General features: G+C 65.9%; 12 protein-coding genes and 1 pseudogene. 5 read left to right on the top strand and 8 right to left on the bottom strand.

The window, feature by feature from the left end; genetic code table 11:
- Positions 1 to 192 precede the first annotated feature (192 nt).
- A pseudogene (locus tag ACFTWF_RS02905) lies at positions 193 to 386 on the top strand (phosphotransferase); the annotation flags it as partial.
- Between the two features lie 1,486 nt (positions 387 to 1,872).
- Positions 1,873 to 2,124 (top strand): hypothetical protein, encoded by a 252-nt coding sequence (locus ACFTWF_RS02900; protein WP_378459753.1) that lies wholly within the window; start codon positions 1,873 to 1,875, stop codon positions 2,122 to 2,124.
- Positions 2,125 to 2,151: 27 nt separating this feature from the next.
- Here ACFTWF_RS02900 and ACFTWF_RS02895 read toward each other — a convergent pair whose 3' ends face one another.
- The 5 genes from ACFTWF_RS02895 to ACFTWF_RS02875 all read right to left on the bottom strand — a co-directional run bounded on the left by ACFTWF_RS02895 (position 2,152) and on the right by ACFTWF_RS02875 (position 9,486).
- Complete coding sequence (locus tag ACFTWF_RS02895; RefSeq protein ID WP_378459752.1) at positions 2,152 to 2,529, bottom strand: hypothetical protein; 378 nt, start codon at positions 2,527 to 2,529, stop codon at positions 2,152 to 2,154.
- Positions 2,530 to 2,864: 335 nt separating this feature from the next.
- On the bottom strand, positions 2,865 to 3,017 hold the full coding sequence (locus ACFTWF_RS02890; RefSeq protein ID WP_378459751.1) for a hypothetical protein: 153 nt from the start codon (positions 3,015 to 3,017) through the stop codon (positions 2,865 to 2,867).
- Positions 3,018 to 3,057: 40 nt separating this feature from the next.
- Positions 3,058 to 3,840: a hypothetical protein gene (locus ACFTWF_RS02885; RefSeq protein WP_378459750.1), complete on the bottom strand. Its 783-nt coding sequence runs from the start codon at positions 3,838 to 3,840 to the stop codon at positions 3,058 to 3,060.
- A gap of 844 nt (positions 3,841 to 4,684) precedes the next feature.
- Positions 4,685 to 7,588, bottom strand: a complete 2,904-nt coding sequence (locus ACFTWF_RS02880; protein ID WP_378459749.1) for an arylsulfatase — start codon at positions 7,586 to 7,588, stop codon at positions 4,685 to 4,687.
- A gap of 1,541 nt (positions 7,589 to 9,129) precedes the next feature.
- A complete protein-coding gene (locus tag ACFTWF_RS02875) occupies positions 9,130 to 9,486 on the bottom strand; it encodes a DUF732 domain-containing protein (protein WP_378459748.1) in 357 nt (118 codons plus the stop codon).
- A 704-nt stretch (positions 9,487 to 10,190) separates the two neighbouring features.
- Here ACFTWF_RS02875 and ACFTWF_RS02870 point away from each other — a divergent pair.
- Positions 10,191 to 11,372 (top strand): RDD family protein, encoded by a 1,182-nt coding sequence (locus ACFTWF_RS02870; RefSeq protein WP_378459747.1) that lies wholly within the window; start codon positions 10,191 to 10,193, stop codon positions 11,370 to 11,372.
- 17 nt (positions 11,373 to 11,389) lie between these two features.
- Here the strand turns inward: ACFTWF_RS02870 and ACFTWF_RS02865 are convergent, their stop codons facing one another.
- Both ACFTWF_RS02865 and ACFTWF_RS02860 read right to left on the bottom strand, forming a co-directional pair.
- Entirely contained in the window at positions 11,390 to 11,563 is a 174-nt protein-coding gene (locus ACFTWF_RS02865; RefSeq protein WP_378459746.1) for a hypothetical protein, read from the bottom strand.
- Between the two features lie 513 nt (positions 11,564 to 12,076).
- Positions 12,077 to 13,210, bottom strand: coding sequence for a BTAD domain-containing putative transcriptional regulator (locus tag ACFTWF_RS02860; protein WP_378459745.1), 1,134 nt, complete (start codon positions 13,208 to 13,210; stop codon positions 12,077 to 12,079).
- A 208-nt stretch (positions 13,211 to 13,418) separates the two neighbouring features.
- Between ACFTWF_RS02860 and ACFTWF_RS02855 the strand changes: the two genes are divergently transcribed.
- Both ACFTWF_RS02855 and ACFTWF_RS02850 read left to right on the top strand, forming a co-directional pair.
- Positions 13,419 to 14,120, top strand: a complete 702-nt coding sequence (locus ACFTWF_RS02855; protein WP_378459744.1) for a hypothetical protein — start codon at positions 13,419 to 13,421, stop codon at positions 14,118 to 14,120.
- 394 nt (positions 14,121 to 14,514) lie between these two features.
- A complete protein-coding gene (locus ACFTWF_RS02850; RefSeq protein ID WP_378459743.1) occupies positions 14,515 to 16,872 on the top strand; it encodes an ATP-binding cassette domain-containing protein in 2,358 nt (785 codons plus the stop codon).
- Positions 16,873 to 16,923: 51 nt separating this feature from the next.
- Here ACFTWF_RS02850 and ACFTWF_RS02845 read toward each other — a convergent pair whose 3' ends face one another.
- The gene (locus tag ACFTWF_RS02845; RefSeq protein WP_378459742.1) at positions 16,924 to 18,804 is read right to left on the bottom strand and encodes a serine/threonine-protein kinase; all 1,881 of its coding nucleotides are present in this window, start codon (positions 18,802 to 18,804) and stop codon (positions 16,924 to 16,926) included.
- Positions 18,805 to 18,875 lie beyond the last annotated feature (71 nt).

The raw sequence follows: 18,875 nt of genomic DNA, 5'->3' as shown, positions 1-18,875 counted from the left end.
CGGACCTGATCCGGATCCCCGTGTCCGCCTGCGGCGGATAGACCCCGGGCGGGCGCAGCAACTTATGACTCCTCCTGAAGATCTACACACCTACCGCAGAAGCTGTTCAGTACCCGAGACTATCGGAGCCTCACCACCCACCGCCGCGCAGAATCACGTCCTCGACACCGTTGGCCGTCACCTCGGTGGTGGCGCTCTCACGCCGGATTCATCGACTGTGGCCGGCTCCGCGTCGCCGACCGACATCAAGACCTCGCGCTCGCTGCACAGGACATCGCCGTTGTGTCCTCGGGGAGCGCTGGGTCCTCCCCTTCCTCCGCACCTACGGCGCAGACACCGACCGTGCGTCCCACCGCTATTACCGCCTCTTAGACGAGTTCTTCTGAACCATTTGGCTTCCCCTCGAGCTGTGAAGGATTCCCGCAGCGGCGGCCGGTCGGTCTGCGGTGATCCTCTCGCGCCACGAATGCCCGACAGCCCGCCATCTCGGTGCCCGCACCCCAACATGGCAACTGGACTGCCTTCGCGGCGATCCGTTCGGAACTTGTGTACGCATCCCCGCCGCCGGTCGTCTGCGCGTCGCGGCCTACATCGACACCCGCACCCCGAAACTCAATCAAGGCCTTGTTCGACGACATCGCCGCCTGGCAAGACCAATGCGGACTCCTGGGAGCGGCTCGACGGCAGAAGCGCATCACGCATCGCCGCCTACACGCCGATCGACATCGACGACCCGGCGACCGCGAGAACGGCCGCCAGCGGGGCGTCGAGACCCTGGTCGCGATGTTCAACACCCTCAACACTCCCCTGCGCGCCGCCGCGGAGGCACGGCGCGCGACCTTCACCGACTCCGAACCGGCCCCAATCGAAGGTGCGTTATCGAGGGCTCCGGATAGGTATGAGGTTGAGCCACGCGCGATGTCAAACCGCTGGACCGCGTCGTTCGGCCGTGCCCCTGCCTGCCCGGGGAAGGCTAGCCCAGAGTGCTCGCTCGCGATCGGGGCGGGCCCAGTCGTCCGTCCTACTACTCTGCAGCACCGCCGAGAAGCGCTGCATTTGCAGGTCGGCCTGATGCGATGGGGTCAGAGGCGCAACCACAGCAGGTCCATCGTCCAATCCCACGGCACCGCCACCGCTATCCGCGGAGCCACGAGCGTCGCCGACGCCGGCCATCAGCGGGTCAAGTTTGACCACGCAGGTGTCGAGAGCCTGGACGATTTCGTCACCCCGGGGAGATTTTCAGAGGCGCTGCGCTGGCCTTGGGCCAGGTCGTAGTGTTGCGGGCGCCGCCCGTCGAGGAATAGACGGCGACGTTCGCGATCACCCAGCCTCGGAGCGGTTCTTCATCTTGCCGGTCGTGTCAACGGTGGTGCCGCAGAGGAACGTGTATGAGCCGGAGTCAATCACCGTGCCGTTGATGAGCGAAAGGCGGGACGCGGAGAACCCTGACTCGACGCGGGGCCACGAGTGATTCGTTCGCAGGGGCGCAGCGCGGATCGGAAGCCGGAACAGCGGGCCGCGGCGACGGCGACGGCGCCGGGGCATGCCGTCGTCGTCGGTGCCGGCCGCGGCCGGTGGAGTGGTCGACGAGAGCGCCGCCGACGTCGTTGTCGGCCGCATCGGGGACCTGGGTCGTCGTGACAGTCGTTGCCGCCGCAGCCGCCGGCTTGTCGTCCGTCTTATCACTACCACCGAACACCGAACCGAGAATCCCCATGACTACCAGCACCGCGACCAGAATCAACAGGACCCTCCCCACCCCGCCCTTCTTCCGCGGAGTGGGCTCGTCGGTATCCGGTCGAGGAGGGCCGGGTTTTCCAGCACGGCGCGCAGCAGGCGGTGAATCGTCGGTTGGGAGATTCCGATGTGCTCATGGTTCAACAGCCGGCCGCAGGCGATCCGCTGGACATCCTCCGGAAGCATCATCGACAAACCGACGACAACGACCAGGACGAGCCGACACCCCACACCGAGACCACGAGCCACCACGTCAGCTCCGGTACCGCCACACCACTGCGACGGAACTACGCGGCCGTCGAACCGTTCCGCTCGAGCTTCTCCGCGATCCACACCCTGATCAGCGACTGCCGGGTCACCCCCAGACGAGTCGCCTCATCGAGCTGATCCCCTCTTGCCCTTCTCGCGGTCCTCTTACGCGCCCGACTTCTTGTTACGCAACAACACCAACGGCAGCACCAGAGTTGCAACCGCGGTCACCAGCCACACCACCAGGGTCGCCAGAATCCACGTGCGCCACCCGTCGATACTCAAACCGCCGACAAGCGATGCGATCACCAAAGCCACCAATGTCGACACGAGCCCGACGCCTCCGAGAAACGCCGAAGCGTTCCGCGCCACCACCTTCCCAATGAACGGAGACAGGACACTTTGCGCCACCGCAAACACCACCACCACGGTGACAAATCCCGACGCGGAAATCGTGACCCCCGGCAGGAGCCACTGCGCCACCAGCAGACCGATCGCCGCCGACCCCAAAAAGACCACGACCCGAAGAAGGAAACGAATCATTCGAACAGCCCTCTCTCCCAGGACGATCGGCTCGAATCAAAGATCGCGACCACTTTCGCCCGGACCGACCACATGCCCATCTCGACCCTCCCCCGGACGGCCCCGTCCACACCCTCGACTTCACCGCAGCCTCCAGTTCCGACGGTACGCCGACCGCACCACGATCGCCGTCCTGTGCCGCCCGGTGACCAGGCCGGACGGCGCATGATCGTGTACGCGAACACCCCGCATCGCCGGGACCGATCCGCACCCCACACGAGGGCTGACGCCCCCGACGAACGCCGGCACCTCCGCCTCGGTGACCGGCGACTTTCCGGCCACCACGAAGAACACCTTCAGTCGTACGCGGTGGCCAGCACAGCGTTCGGCCGGGATCGGGCCGCGACCATGCCGAGGTAGTCGTCGAGCATCCGATGCCCGAACCGTGGGACCAGGCAGCGGCCGAGATGCGCGACGCCGGCGCCGAGCCCTCGGCGGCGATGTCCCACCTCCGCGGGCTCGGACCAGTCGACCGCGGGGTCCGCTCCGTTACCGGCACTTCTTCTCGGCGGCCGCGGTCGCCGGGTGCACGGCGATCAACCCGAGCCCGGCCCGCCGGCGACACAGCGCCGCCAGCTCGCCGTAAGCGGCCTCGCCGATCAGTTCGGTCAGCTCGGGCGCATACGACTCCCACACCGCCCTCGTCCCCACATGCGCGTCCGGCGAGCCGGAGCAGTACCAGTCCAGATCCGCGCCGCCCTCACCCCAACCACGGCGGTCGTACTCGGTGATCGTCGTCCTCAGGATCTGCTCGCCGTCCGGTCGCTCCACCCACTCCTGCGTGCGCCGGATCGGCAGCTGCCAGCACACGTCCGGCTTCACCTCGAGCGGTTCGATGCCACGCCGCAGGGCCATCGAATGCAACGCGCATCCGATGCCCGCCTCGAACCCGGGCCGGTTGAGGAAGATGCAGGCACCCCGGTAGCGGCGAGTCCGCAGCGCCGGCTCCTCCTCGAGCTCGTCCTCCTCGAGGTACCCCTTCTTCCCGAGCCCCTGCGTCATGAACTGCCAGTCCCCACGGGTGAGCAGCTTCACCGACGCATTCAACCTCACGAGGTCCTCCTCGTCGGTGAGGAAGGCACCGTGCGAGCAGCAGCCGTCGTCGGGCCGGCCGTCGATGATGCCCTGGCACGCCGGCGTACCGAACACACAGGTCCAATGCGAGAGAAGCCACGTCATGTCCGCGGCGATGAGGTGCTCGGAGTTGTCGGGATCGCCGAACTCGACCCATTCCCGAGCGAAGTCGAGGGGAACCTCCGGGTTGGGCGTCATCTTGTGCCCGCGCCCCGCACTACCGGCCGTCACAAGCCCCGACGGTAGCCGACCCGCATAACAGACAAGACCTGAACAGATCCCCGTACGGGAGCAAACGATGTTCGGCCCGAATCTCATCGATACTCTCGGGATACCATCGCCTCGATACGAGGTCGATCAACCGGCATTCCGACCGGCGCCGGCCGCGCCGGGCAGGGAGTGACCGGATGACAGCGACAGACGGTGACCCCGGACCTCGCTCAGGCCCGCGTGTTCCTCGAGCACCCGGAGGCGGAAGCCGAGTCCCCCTTCCCAATTCCCCGAGAGTGTGGAGCGTCTCGCCCACCAGGCGAGAGGGCGAGGTGATCTGGCCGAACGCTTTCGGGCAGAGTTGACGTCGCCGCGTGGTCAGTTGTAGAGGTGCACGACCTCATCGAGCGGCTCGTGTTCCGATTTCCGCAGATGCTGCCGACCTCCCGGGAACCACGCCACCGCCCGATGACCGCCGGAACGATCATCGCCAGCGCATACGAGCGGTCCAGGGAGGAGAGGCCGGCAACGAGCACGATGCCCGCAACGGCGGTACCCAGGGACGAGCCCAGGTTGGACACGCACCGCGACAGACCGGAAATTTCGCCCCGCTGTTCCTCCGGGAAGGCGGACAGGACCACGTTGACCGACGGCGTGAGCATCGCGCCAGGCCGAAACCACGATGTGGGGCGGGCCCGTGCTGAGACGGGCGAGCGGGACGTCCGTGAAACCCAGATGTCAGGAATGGTTGGGCACAGCAGTTGAGCCGCAGGCCCTGCGGGTCTGCGGCCACCTCCGATCAGGAATCAGGACCGGCGCGGTCTGCTGCGCGTCAGCCGGCGGCACCCTGTCCGACGGCCTGCATCGCTTCGTGCTCGTGCAGAGCCTTCTCGGCTTCGTGGTGAGCCGGTTGGAGGTCGAAGATCACTTCTTTCACGGTGCCGGTGAAGGCGTACGGTGCCTGCTCTTCGTAGTCGCGGTCGACGACCAGGCCGTTGTCACGGCCGATGTCCATGCCCGCGTAGGAAGAGAAGGCCACCGGCACCGTCTTGGGCATGTCGCCTTCACCGATCAGTTCCTTGCCGGCCCACAAGGTGACGTGCCCGCCGGTGCCGGGCTTCGGTTCGGCGGCGTCGAATTGCATCTTCACCGTGACGTCCCCGGTCGGGATCGGCCGGTCGGACACCTGTTTGTAGGTCTCCACGCCGAGGAAGGAGTAGGTGTGGTGCAGTTTGCGGCCGCCGTCGACCCACAGTCCGAACCCGCCGATGAAGTCGGCGTTGGCGACGATCACCCCCTCCGCCCCGTCCTCGGGCACCTGCAGGTGTGCCTCGATGGCGTAGGAGCGGCCCAGGATGCGGGGAATCATGCCGCGCTGGATGTTCTGGACGCCGCCTTTGAAGGTGAAGCGGGTGGTCGTCGGCATCGGCGGGAGCAGGCCGAAGAAGATCGACATTCCGCCGAGCAGTGGCAGGGCCCGGTTGCGTTCGGCCTCGCTCCACCACAGCTCCTTGAGTTCCTCGAGCTTGTCGGGGTGCTCGGCCGCGAGGTTGTTCGCCTGGGAGAAGTCGTCGGGCAGGTAGTACAGCTCCCAGACGTCGCCGTCCGGGTTGTAGACCCCGGGCGCGAACCGTTTGATGGTTTCGGGTGAGAAGTCCCAGGGCGCCTTGTCCAATCGGGTGCATGCCCACCACCCGTCCCGGTAGATGGCGCGGGACCCGAACATCTCGAAGTACTGCACGGTGTGCTGCTCGGCGGCATCGGTGTCGTCGAAGGTGTAGAGGAAGCTGGTCCCGTCCATCGGTTCCTGGTCGATGCCGTCCACCGTGGTCGGGTCGGGGAGACCGATCGCCTCGAGCACGGTCGGGGCGATGTCGATGCAGTGGGTGAACTGCCTACGCATCCGGGTGTCGGGGCTGATCCGGCTCGGCCAGGAGACGACCATCGGGTCGCGGTCGCCGCCGAGGTGGCTGGCCATCTGTTTGCCCCACTGGAACGGGGTGTTGTTGGCGTGTGCCCAGGCCGCCGCGAAGTGCGGTGCGGTGTGGTCCCCGCCGAGTGCCTCGATCCCGCCGTAGTCATCGATCAGCTGCAGCTGCTGTTCGGCGTCGAGGACCACCCCGTTGAGGAAGGTCATCTCGTTGAACGAGCCGGTGACGGTGCCTTCCATGCTGGCGCCGTTGTCTCCCCAGATGTAGAGAATGAGGGTGTTGTCCAGGTCGCCGAGGTCCTCGACCGCGTCGAGGAGCCGGCCGACGTTCCAGTCCGCGTTCTCCGAGAAGCCGGCGAACACCTCCATCTGCCGGGCATAGAGCTTCTTCTGGGCGTCCGACAGCGAGTCCCAGGCGGGGAACAGGTCGGGGCGCTCGGTCAGTTCGGTGTCGGCCGGGACGATGCCGAGTTCTTTCTGACGTTCGAGGGTTCGTTCGCGGTAGATGTCCCAGCCGTCGTCGAATTTTCCCTTGTACTTGTCCGCCCACTCCTTGGCGACGTGGTGCGGGGCGTGGCTGCAGCCGGTGGAGTAGTACATCATCCACGGCTTCAGCGGGTCTTGCGCCCGGACGGCGTGCAGCCACTCGACGGCCTTGTCGGTGAGGTCGTCGGGGAAGTAGTAGCCTTTGCCGTCCGTGCCCTCGGGGACGCCGAGCACGGAGTTGTCCTGGGTGATGATCGGATCGTACTGTCCGGCGGCGCCGCTGAGGAATCCCCAATAGTGGTCGAAGCCCCATCCCTGGGGCCAGTGGTCGAACGGTCCCGCGGCGCCCTGCACGTTGTCGGGTGTGAGGTGCCATTTGCCGAATCCGCCGGTGACGTAGCCGTTCTCACTGAGGATGCGGGGCAGTGCCGTGCAGCTGCGCGGGCGGGCGGCGGTGTAGCCCGGAAACGGGCCCGGGTACTCCGCGATCGACCCGAATCCCACCCGGTGATGGTTGCGCCCGGTGAGCAGCGCTGCCCGGGTCGGGGAGCACACCGCGGTCACATGAAAACGGTTGTAGGTCAGACCGTTCTGCTGCACCCGGGTCAGGGTCGGGGTGCGGATGGCGCCGCCGAAGGTGTCGGGGCCGCCGAACCCGGCGTCGTCGATCAGCACGATCAGGACGTTCGGGGCACCGTCGGGTGCCTTCGGTCCGGGCACGATGGTCCAGTCCGGCACCGAGTCCTGCACCGTGCGGCCGATCGTTCCGCCGAAGTTGCGGTCCGGGATCGGCAGCCGGGTGCGGTCCGGATTGAACTTGCCCATCGCCTCCGCAAGCGCCGATTCCAGGCCCTCGAGGCTCGGCCCGTCCATCTCGGCGACCGACTTCATCGGTGCACCGGCCAGCGTTTGCTCCACCCGCAGCCGGCTGGTGGGCGACAGGACCGCGATCACCACGCCGGTGCCGGCAGCGAGGGCGTGTCCGATCTTGTCCTCCAGGCCGCTCTTGACGCGGTGGGAGGCGAACTTGCCGGCCAGCGCGCCCGCGCCGGCGCCGACCGCGGTCGCGGCCAGCAGCGGCGGTGCGAACAGACCGACCGCGAGGCCGACTCCGGCGCCCCATCCGGCGCCTTTTCGGCCCGCGTGGTCACCGGTGCCGACCAGGGTGGGATTTCCGTCGGCATCCTTGGCCACCAACACGGCGCCTCGCAGCTTGACCTGCTTGTTTCTCACCTGGACGGTGAGGGAGTCGAAGTCCTGATGGGCGCGATCGAGGTCCTGATAACCGGCCACGAGGACCAGCGCAGTGTCATCACTCATGAGAGGCTCTCCGTTTGAGGTGGGCCACCCTCTGAGGTGGTGGTGGCCCTCTATCCGATGCTCGTCCCGCGGCGGACGCCGCGACAAGGAGGCCAAAGTCCCCACTTCGGGCCTGATTCCTGCGGCGGGGTCGTGGAGTCGACAGCGCTGGGTACGGACGAGATTCCGGAACGCCGGGCCCGGCCAGGCCCCTCTGGATCCGCTGTTCGTGGGCGGAGCCGAGTGCGCGCGGATCGGCGATGGCTGCGGCGACCATGATGCCGCGAACGGTGTTCTCGTCGACGAATGCCTGCACGGCCAGTCAGCTCAGGACTGCCCACACCACCGGGCCGCATGCCTGCCTGACCAGGGCTGCCGTGATGGGCGCGGGCGACGGAGGTGAGTCAGCTGCGGATCTGCTGGTCGCTCTTCCCTGTCGGTAGGAGTGACGACGACCCCGTGGCGAAGTGCCGCCTCGGCCGTCGAACAACTCGGTGCGGACGTCATACCCACCGGCCCCGGGCGAGAGTGAGCGCTCTGCCCATTGCTACTCAGGGCAGGATGAAGTGGTGGCTGAGGCGATCCAGCTGTGGATCCTCGACGCGGCGGCCTGGTGCCTGGCAAGGGCGGAGAATGGCCTGCCCGGGTACGGCCGCTGATGACAAAACCGTCGAGGTCCGGTAGAAACGCGAAACCCGGCTCACCTACCGTCCGGAAGGCTGCCGGGTTCACTTCACCAGGACTACTGTCCCGGGCACCACCATGATGCCATGGAAGCGAACGCCGTCCGCGTACAGAACCCGTCGGCTTGACGTGCCGAGTCGGGGTGCGGTTTGGGTTGGGCTCGGAGACCGCACACTCCGCCTCACCCCGGGGACCACCGGGGCGACCCCGGCGCCGTCCCTGCATGCCCGGCGAGGGGGTATGACCACGCCGACGCGTCGCTGCCGCTCGATGAGGTGGTTACCATCCGCCTCGCCCCGCCCCCCAGCTGCACGCCCTCGCATCATTTGCGCAGCAGCTTGCTGCGTAAACGCCCACTCCACCAGGAGCTCTGTGCGCCCTCCGGCTAGTTGTCCGCATCCGTTGAGTTCTGGCCCAGCAGCCGTCTCGGAATTCCTACTCGATCGCGGTGCTCGATCACGGTTCCCGCACGGGATAACAGTGAATGTTATTGCGCCGGGCAATATCTCGATACTACCAAACGCCTTGGCGGCGGCTGTCGGGTGCTGACGATGTCCATCCGAGCTCCACGCGGGGAGGTCCGCGTTGCGGTCCGGGCCGAAGGCCATCGCCAAGTCCGCGGGACCCACCATGATGCCGTCGATTCCGGCGCTGCCCACCGGTGCTGCGGCGAGCTGTCCGGTGGCGGCGTGCGCGGTCCCGGAGTCGATCAGATCCGCCATCGGGGCGAGTGTCCGTGCGATGGACGATGCCGTTACGGCAACGGCAACGGCGCCGACATCGACGTTCCGCTCGGCGAGCAGCTGCGAGAGCGGTACCCACATTCCAGACAGAGCAACGACTCCTCACCCACTTACCCGCACGAACCACAGACGGTGTCAGGCGGGAAGCTCATCGGTATACCGGGGGCAGTACACCGCCACCGAACCACCGATGAGGTAGCCGACGTCGTAGGCGGACAGGGACGAGTTCTCCAACCCTTCCGCCGCAACCCCGTCGAAGCTGGCACCATCACCGAATTCACCGCAAATATGTTGCGCGAGTTCAATTCCTGCCTCGGGACTGGTGAAGGTAATCCCTTCCTCGGCCATACCGTCGAGGAACGTCACGTCCTGGGAGGACACCGACGCGGCGGATTGAGCGTTGGCGACCGTGACAGCACCGAGGGCACTCACCCCGATCATGGTGGCCAGGGTAAGGGTGCGGGCGACGGTGGTGATGCGGGAGATGAACATGAGATGCGTTCCTTGCCTCGTCGGGAAACTGACAAGGGCAAGCCTGGAAGACCGGCCTTACCGAATCCTTGCCGAATTCTTGAACGCCGGGGCAAAGCATCCCGGGCCACGGAACGGGGAAATCCCCAATCACGTGCAGTTCGCGGCGGTGAGCTCCGCGCTGCCCGATCTATACCATTGCCTTCTTCCTGCCGACGATGACGAAAACGGCCGCGTAAAGGTCGGGATCCTGCACGAAAAGAAATACGCGCCATCGATGTCTTCATGGCCGCCCGGCCTCTAGATAGGAAGACGTTCAGAGTTGCTTAAGCGCTGAGCGACATCCTGGGTGCGCAGGCGTTGTCAGGTAAGGCCTGATTCGGCCATCTCATCGACCGCTGCGGATCGATCCTCCACATGAATCGAAAGGGGTGAATGAAATGCTTCGATACCTCGCACGCCGACTCGCACACAATCAGAAGCGTGGTGGGAAAGTTCATACGCTGGCGTAGCGGACTCCCCGACTTCGAAAGCTGGAGCCCCGCTTTGAAACCGGGAAACCAGGAATCTCGCTTGTCCGCGTGGACGAACAGATAGACGCACTCTACGAGAGTGATGCTGATTCGGGCACAGGGTTCTCACAATCAAGGATGGGTCAGCACACCGCCGAACAGCTAAGTCACCGTCATACCATTTAATTGCCTCGTTACCGGAAGGCTCGGCCAATGACCGAACAACCACCCGTTACGCCCGGCGGTTATCCGCCACCCCCACCCCGCAGGAGTTCTCAACCACCTTCGTGGAGTGGTGCCGGATATCCGCTCCCGGGCCGATCCGTCGGCGTCCTGGGAGCGGAAGCCTACACCTCGTGGAGTAGGCGGGTCGGCGCCTTCATCGTCGACCAACTTCTGTACGTGATCCTCGCAGTTGGCCTCGGTGCCGTTGGCGGGGTGATCGTCTCCATGGCGGATGGCACGTCCTGCACAACCGGCCGAACGACCGACGCCGCGTCGTGCGGCTCGTCGGTCTTGGAAGGCATCGCTTCGTCGATCGTCACTGTCGTGGTACTGACGTATTGGCTCTGGAATTGGGGCTATCGCCAAGGCAGGACCGGCTCGAGCATCGGCAAGTCGGTGCTGAAGTTCAAGGTGGTCAGTGAACGAACGGGCAGGCCGATCGGCTTCGGGATGTCGATCGTGCGGCAGTTCGCCCACTTTCTGGATGCGATTTTTTACATCGGCTTTTTGCTGCCGTTGTTTACTGCCAAGCGGCAGACGATCGCCGACATGCTCGTGAAGACGGTCTGCTTGCCGGTCGAACCGCCGTGGTCCTCCACGCCGCAACCACCGTGGGCCTACGGCACTCAACCGCCGCCTCCGTACGGCACGCCAACGGCTTACGGAACTCCGCAACCCTACGGAACGCCGCCACCGGCGTATGCCGCCCCGCCCAACAATGCTCCAGGCTCGGGCTACGGCCCGCTGCCGCATGCCGGCCACAGCACCGCCCGGCGCCGCGGGACCGTCATCGCCGCAGCGGTCATCGCATTTGTGATGGCTGCTCTGAACATGATCGCCAGCCTGGTTTCGCTCTATACGAGCAGTCACTACTATCCCAGGACAGGTGCAGTCGCAGCAGCCTTATACATGTCCCCCGTCGGTCTCGTGTTTGCCGGGTTATTCATATGGGGTGGAGCCGCCGCATTGAAGGGCCGCACCACCAGAATCCTATTCTGGACTTCATTAGTAGCGGTGGTTCTCTATCTCACCAATATTGGAGTGAGTACGAGCGGGTACGGCCGCTTTCTCGGAGTCCTGTGCTTAGGGCTTGTGGTGGTAGTGGTAGCCCTTGTCTTGCATTCGTCGAACAAGGACTTTCTCCGTGCGCGAGGCGGTCCGACAATCTAGCCGCCGTGGTGTCGGCGTCAGCCGGCACCGGACGGGCGTCGGCCGCCTCCCGCGACCGACAACTCGGCCCGGGCGAGCCCGACGCGGCCGGCCACGGTCAACAGTCCGGTGATCGGCGGGCAGCCCTGATGGAACAGCTGCGCGTGGATGCGCTGCTGCCAGGCCGGCGCTCGTCCATCAACGCGCAGCACAACCGGCCCAACGTCCGGGCTTCGAGGACCTGCTCGGGCCGAATCCACGACCGCGGAACCGGTCCTCCAGGAGCAGCGTGCGCAGCAGCCGGTCGTCAGCGCGGTCGGTATTCGCGCGTTTTCGGGCCACGCAGCCCCGCGGTCTCGGCCGGGTCGGCCAGCTGTGCTGTCGCCCCCGGCGGCGGTCAGCTCGTCCACCACGTACCGCCACCCGGTGTAGCCCTCCACCGCGGTCTCGGCGTCCCCGCCGGGGCAGTGCTCGGCCAGCCAGACTCGCAGCGTGTGCCGCGTCGCCGGACGGATCAGCCCCCACCGCACCCGACCGGTGCGGTGTCTACATAGTCGAAGGTGATTTGCTGCCGGTCCACGTCGAACCCTCGTACGACAGTCACTGGAACCTCCTCGAGCTCCCGAAAACGCTGACGCCACTATCGTGCGTCTGAGCTGAGGGGGTCCTCGTCACATGTCATCTTTCGGTTGACCGGCGCTGACATGAAGTGCCGACCGACCGTCCTACGGTTCAACCACCTCGAACGACCATTCGGTGCTGCCGATGCGGATCACGTCGCCGTGGCTGAGAACGACGGAATCGATGATGCGCTCACCGTTGATCAGCGTTCCGTTCGACGACTGCAGGTCCCGGATTTCGCATCGCGGCCCGGCGGCCACGACGATAGCGTGGTATCGGCTCACATTTTGGTGTCTGAGTACGAGATCGTTGGTGTTCTTCCGTCCGATCCGTAAACCACCCGGGGGGATCGGGACCGCCGTGCCGGCGCGGTCGCGGAGCTGACCGGTGGCCACTCGCTGTTGTTGTTCGATCAAGGTCAACGTCATGGCGCCGGTCGCCACGGTCAGCGGTTCCTGATCCAGGATTCGTTTCTCGAGGTCTTGTAGTGGTCCGGACGGGTCGATGCCCAGTTCGTCGGCGAGGGTTGTGCGTAGCCGTCGGCATGCGTCCAAGGCGTCGGACTGCCGGCCGGCCAGGTAGAGGGCCGTGATCAGTTGGGCCCATAGTGGCTCGCGAAGTGGATGCTCATTCGTCAGGCCGATCAGAGAGGAGATCACTGTTTCGGCACGACCGCAGGCAATTTCGGCTTGGGTGCGCGCCGATGCGGTCGCCAACAGTTCCTCTTCGAGAGTAGCGGCGAACGCATCGGCGAAGCTGTGCCCGCGTAGATCGTCGAGGACCGGCCCTTTCCACTCGTCCAGGGCCTGGGACAGCGCGGTGCTCGCCTCCTCGAATCGTCCGGCCTCGGCGAGCCGGCCACCGGTGGACGACAGTTCCCGGAACCGGGCCAGGTCGTAGTCGCCGTCCGCCACTGACAGTCGGTATCCCGGTGTCGCGGTGGCTAATACAGCCTTGGGGTTCACGTCGGCGCCGCCGAGGGCTTTGCGCAATTTGGACACGATCACATGCAGACTGGCCCGGTAGTCCGGGGGCGGATCGTCGTCCCACGCCGCTGCGGCGAGAGTCTCGGCCGCGACTACACGACCGCGCCGAATGAGTAGCATCGCGAGAACGGCGCGCGGTTTGCTGCCGCCGAGGGACTGCGACACTCCATCAATGGTCAAATCCACTGCGCCCAGGACGTTGAAATCGAGCCGGTCCCTTATGGCCTCGACGTTCTCTTCCACACCAATCACCGAGTCTTTTCGCTCCGGGCTGCCGCGCGACGTTGTTGGGTTGGCATCAATTATGCCGTCCCCGGTGCCGTGTCTACCAGGGCCGGCTTCATGAGGGCGTCAGCAACGATCGCGGGATGCGGGGATAGGGATTTGGTCAGGATCGGATAAGCGGCCGACCCCACACTTCTTCACACCCCTGTAAGACCACGAGAGAAGGTCCACCGTCGTGTTTACCCGCAAGATCGCCACCGCCACCCGTACCTCGCTGACCGCCGCTGTCGTCGGATTGGCTGCTCTCGGCCTCGTCGGAACTGCGAACGCCGTGAGCCCTGCCGCGGTCTCTACAGTGTCGGCCTCGGTGGTGGTCGGCGATCCGGTGGGAGCGGCCGCATACTGGCAACGTCAGCACGGTGACGACTGCGCGGAGATGGCGGTAGCCGACGTCGTCGGCGAAGTCACCGGCCGCACCCCCTCCGAGGCCGAAATCGTCGGGGTCGCGCAAAGGACCCCCAGCACCGTCTATCCAGGCCCGATCTACACCGGCGACGCGGTCGGCGGACCCGCGGACGCCTATATCACCACCGGCGGGACGGCTTCCGAGGACATTCCCGTGTTGCTGGCGCACTACGACATCGCCGCCGTCACCGACTACGCCGAAAGCGCGACGACCGGCATCGATGAACTCGTAGCAGACCTCGTGACCGGTCAGAAAGTCATCGTCGGGGTGAACGCGGAAACCATCTGGAACGAACGCGGCGACCACACTACCGCCGATCACGCCGTCGTCGTCACCGGCATCGACCTCATCGCCGGGGTGGTCTACCTCAACGACAGTGGCATCGACACCGGCCGCGCCGAGATGATCAGCCTCGACGTGTTCCTCGCATCCTGGAGCACCAGCAACTACGAGATGATCACCACTCTCTAGGTGGTGGCTCGATGCCTGCCGGGCGCAGCGGATCGTCGACTCCGCGACCGGGCATCCGCACGCCCTGCAGGTCGCCCACGGCTGCGCCTCCCGACTACCACGATCGCTCACCATTCCGTATCATGAGAGTGCCATATGTTACGGCAATCTTGTTGTCAGGCAGTCGAGTGATGTGATGGCTGCACGGTAACCGCTCGTGCCAAGGTTCCCAACCGGCCCGCGCCAACCTCGGACCCTCGGCGTGATACCCATCGATTCGAAATCGAAGGAAGGATCCGGGAGAAACGCCGACGACGGTTGGCACGGAGGTCCGAAGTAGAGGCCCGGTAATGCAGGGCTGTCTGCGGCGCACTCGGACCTCACACCGAACACCGCGTGCTCCCGGAGTTGCCTTATGCACCCCGACGACTCCCCACCAGACGGGCCACCCGCACTGGAAGTTCAGGCCGACGGACACCGTTGGCGGGCCTCACCGGGCCACGACTTCACCATCGGCCGATCCGAGACCGCCGACGCGCAGTTGGCCAATCCGCGCATCTCCCGGTCGCATGCCACCCTGACCACGACACCGAACGGCTGGACCTTGAGCAATCACAGCCGAAACGGCATCTTTCTGGACGGGCATCGGGTCGATCAGGTATCCGTCCACGGCCCCACAACGGTCGTGCTCGGAAACCCCTCCCACGGCGTGACCCTGCACCTTCGTCCCTTACCTGCGACACCACCACCGGAAACTGCGCACACACAGTCCCCGGGTGGGCCTGCACCGCGGCCACCCACCGCCGTGCATCGCATCGAGCAACCTCGAATCAGGATCGGCCGCACCGTCGACAACGACGTGATCCTCGACGACCTGCTGGTCTCCCGCCACCACGCGGAGCTGCGACACTCGGGCGGGAGGTGGGAAATCGTCGACCTCGACAGCGCCAATGGAACTTACGTCAACGGAACTCGGGTGCCGCACGCGCCCATCGGTTCACCGGATGTGATCGGCGTCGGTCATCAACTGCTGCGCCTGAACGGCAATCGACTCGAGGAATACGTTGACACCGGTGACGTTTCCTTCGAGGCCACCGGCCTGGAGTCGGTTACTGCGAACGGGCGTATCTTGCTGACGGACGTAGGGTTCACGTTGGGACAGCGCAGCCTGCTTGCGGTGGTGGGTCCGACCGGGGCCGGCAAATCCACACTCCTCAATGCTCTCACCGGATTCCGGCCGGCCACCAGTGGAACCGTGCGATATGCCGGTCGCGATCTGTACGCGAACTACCCGGAACTGCGACACCGCATCGGTTTCGTTCCGCAAGACGACATTCTGCACACCCAGCTCACGGTGCGCCGCGCACTGAACTACGCGGCGCGGCTGCGGTTCCCGCAGGACGTGTCCGCCGCGGCCCGGCAGCAGCGCATCGACGAGGTGCTCGACGAACTCGGCCTGACCAGCCAGGCGGATCAGCGCATCACCAGCCTCTCGGGTGGACAACGCAAACGCACCAGCGTTGCGTTGGAATTGCTCACCAAACCATCACTGCTGTTCCTCGACGAACCGACCTCCGGACTCGATCCCGGGTACGACAAGTCGGTAATGCAGACGCTGCGTGCCTTGGCCGACGAGGGTCGATCGGTGGTCGTCGTGACGCACAATGTCTCCCAACTCGACCTGTGTGATCGGCTCCTCGTCCTCGCCCCCGGTGGCCGGCTCGCCTTCTTCGGGCCGCCCGGGGAAGCGCTCACCTACTTCCGCTGCGAGGACTTCCCCGACCTCTTCACCTTGCTCGAGCACGACACCGTCACCGATTGGGCCGCCCGTTTCCGGGAGTCGCCTCTGTACCCGGCGTACATCGGCCCGCACCAGACGGATTCCCCATCCGCACCTCCCCCGCACCGGTCACCACCGGAGGACCCGGCCGCTCAACAATCCGCGCTCACCCAATTCGCGATCCTGTGCCGTCGCTACCTGGCCGTCATCGCCGCCGACCGCCAATACACGGTGTTCCTGGTGGCTCTGCCGCTGCTGCTCAGCCTGTTCACACACGCGGTTCCCGGCACGGCCGGGCTCTCGCTCACCCAGGCAGCGGCCCAACACTCGAATGAGCCGGGCCAGCTACTCGTCTTGCTGATCATCGGCGGCGCGTTGATGGGCTGCGCAGCATCGGTCCGCGAGATCGTCAAGGAACAGGCCATCTACCGGCGGGAACACGCAATCGGTCTGTCCCGCAACGCCTATCTAGCCTCCAAGCTCGCGGTGCTCTCCGTGATCACCGGCCTGCAAGGACTGGTTCTCGGGATCCTGGGAACCGTCGGGCGGCCGGGTCCGGACGACGCCTCCCTGCTGGGATCCGGTGAAGCCGAGATCGCCGTCGCGGTGATCGCGGTGACCGTCACGTCGATGATCATCGGGTTGCTCATCTCGGCCTTGATCGACAACGCCGACCGGGGCATGCCTCTGTTGGTGCTCGTGGTCATGGCTCAACTCATCCTCTGCGGCGGCCTGTTCCCGCTGCACGGGCGTGTTCCCCTCGAACAACTGTCCTGGCTCTCACCGTCGCGGTGGACTTACGCGATGGCCGCCTCCACCGTCGACCTGGCGGCAACGCCCGGATCCCCCGGAGCAGACGACCCGCTGTGGCGCCACACGCCCGGGACCTGGCTGGCCGATCTCGCGGTCTGCGGCGTCCTCGCCCTCACCATGAGCGTGGTGCTCGCCCTGCTGCTCGGCCGAGTGGATTCCCGCCGTCGGGTCGCCCGATGACACGGTCGAGTGCAGATGCTACGTCGTGCGAACGCATCGGTCGCGGCTGTCCTATTCGAATGCTCCCTGATTCGTCCACCACTGGTACACCGGTGTCATGCTGTTGGCGTCCTCAGCGAAGATCGTTCCCATCGCCAGATCGGTTTCATTCGTCCAGACGATAGCGGGCACCGGAGGAGTGTCGGAGGACATGAAACACGCCATCTGGCCGACATCCTGGGGTTGACCGTGCGATTGGTAGGGGCCGGGGCCATTGCCGTTCGGGCAGGAAATGACTTTGGTTTCAGACGTTCCACTAACGACGTTGTCATAATGCCCCTGCAGAGTCGCCACATCGGGAAACAGGAAGAAGCGCGCAGACGGCGCACCGGTGGCTTGATTCGGCTGGCAGGAGAGGGAGGCCAGTTCATCGGCAGTCGGCTGCTCCGATTGGCAATTGAATTCGCCGTAACCGGTCGGCATGACCGTCATCAGCCGCTGATCGGCAGCGGTGAATTGTCCGGTCTGCTCCGGGACCGTCGGGGGGGCTGACGCCGGTGCGGGAACCGGTGCGGGTGACGAAGGGGCGGGCGGTGGCTTCGCGAGCCACAACGCGACGCCGGCCGCGGCCGCGACAACGACGAGCGCGGCAACGGTGAAGACAATCCACAACCGTTTGGACGAACCCGGTGGTGGAGGCTTCCCCTGTTCTGTTCCACCCCACCCTGGAGGTGGACCCACGTGAGTGTTGTCCCACCCCTGGGGACCGACGGCCGCGCCGTGTCCGGTGCCCTGTGGATACGAGTCGATCCGGGTCGCGGCGTTCGAATCCGGTCCACCGTAGTCCTGCGGTGGTGTGCCGTACGGCGGTGCCGGAGTGTGGGTGCCGTATGGCGGCGGTCCCGGAGTGCGAGTGCCGTACGGGGGCGGTATCGGAGTATCGACGTAGGTCGGTGGCGCGGGAGCCTGTCGCGGCGGAGTGCCTCCGGGCGGCGGCGTCTGCGATACGGGTGGGGGCGTCGGCACCCGTCCGGCGCCGCCCTCGGGGCCGGGCTCGTTCACCGTCGCCTGTGTCCTCTCGATGAGGGTGGCGGCCTCGTCCTGATCGCCGGCACTCAGGGCGTCATGTGCTGCGAGCGCGAGATCGCCGGCGGTGGCGTAGCGGTCCTGCGGGTCCTTCGCCATGCCGCGGGCGATGACGGCATCGAAACCCGCCGGCACGCCGGGGCGCGCCACGCTCGGGCGGGGCGGTGGCTCGAACAGGTGTGAGGTGATCTTCACCCGGATGCTGTCCGCCGGATACGGCCGCGCGCCGGTCAGGCATTCGTGCAGCACGCACGCCAGCGAGTAGATGTCGGCGCGATAGGTGACGTCGCTGCCGTCGCCCTCGAACCGTTCGGGGGCCATGTAGTCGTAGGTGCCGACAGCAGTTCCCAGCGTGGTCAGTTTCTCGTCGCTGGCAGTGTTCGCGATCCCGAAGTCGACGAGGTAGGCGAAGTCGTCGCGAGTGACGAGGATGTTCTCGGGTTTCACATCGCGATGGACGAGCTTGTCCGCGTGGGCCGCGTCGAGGGCGGAGGCGATCTGGTTGATGATGGCGACCGCCCGCGGTGGGGCCAACGGCCCGTAGCGGGTCAACAGCGAGCGGAGGTCGGTGCCCTGCACCAGGCGCATGTCGATATACAGCACCCCATTGATTTCGCCGTAGTCGTGGATCGGCACGACATGCGGTTCCTGCAGGCGGGCGGCGGCGTGCGATTCGCGGCGAAGACGTTCTCGGAAGACCGGATCCTCGGCCATGGCGTCGGGGAGGAGTTTGAGCGCAATGGTGCGGTCCTTGTCGAGGTCGTATGCCTCGTAGACCTCGCCCATACCGCCTTTGCCGAGAAGTCTCTTGAGATGGTAGTGCCCGAACTGGGTACCGATCCGTGATCCCTGCGAGGTGCTGCTCATCGTTGCACTCCCTTTGCTCGACGCGATGTTCGCAGGCGGCCTCTCGCCGGCGAACATCGTGATCGATAAGG

Source organism: Rhodococcus sp. NPDC056960 (genome assembly GCF_042674125.1).
In the GTDB taxonomy this organism is placed as follows: domain Bacteria; phylum Actinomycetota; class Actinomycetes; order Mycobacteriales; family Mycobacteriaceae; genus Rhodococcus_F.
This window is presented reverse-complemented; position numbering and strand designations above follow the sequence as displayed.